Origin of the sequence: Marinobacter sp. UBA2498, assembly GCF_002341575.1 — a bacterium.
Lineage (GTDB): Bacteria > Pseudomonadota > Gammaproteobacteria > Pseudomonadales > Oleiphilaceae > Marinobacter > Marinobacter manganoxydans.
This window is the reverse complement of sequence record NZ_DDOI01000131.1, coordinates 25,485-25,692: the sequence shown is the minus strand read 5'-3', so window position 1 is coordinate 25,692 and position 208 is coordinate 25,485. Positions and strand designations below refer to the sequence as shown.

1 pseudogene is annotated in these 208 nt (G+C 63.0%); it reads left to right on the top strand.

Going from position 1 to position 208, the window contains the following annotated elements:
* Positions 1-86: 86 nt before the first annotated feature.
* Positions 87-208 (top strand): annotated as a pseudogene (locus B2W52_RS22380) (proton-conducting transporter transmembrane domain-containing protein); the annotation flags it as partial.

Below are 208 nucleotides of genomic sequence, written 5' to 3'. Positions count from 1 at the left end.
CCGAACCGACCTTCGACATGCGAGCCTGGATTGAGAATCCCCCCCTGGAGGGCGCGGCGGCCATGTGGGCATTGATCGCTATGCTGATCACCTTTGCGGTAAAGATCCCCGCGGTGCCACTGCATACCTGGTTGCCTGCCGCACACGTGCAGGCGCCGACCGTCGGCAGCGTCATCCTCGCCGGCGTCATGCTGAAATTCGGCACTTA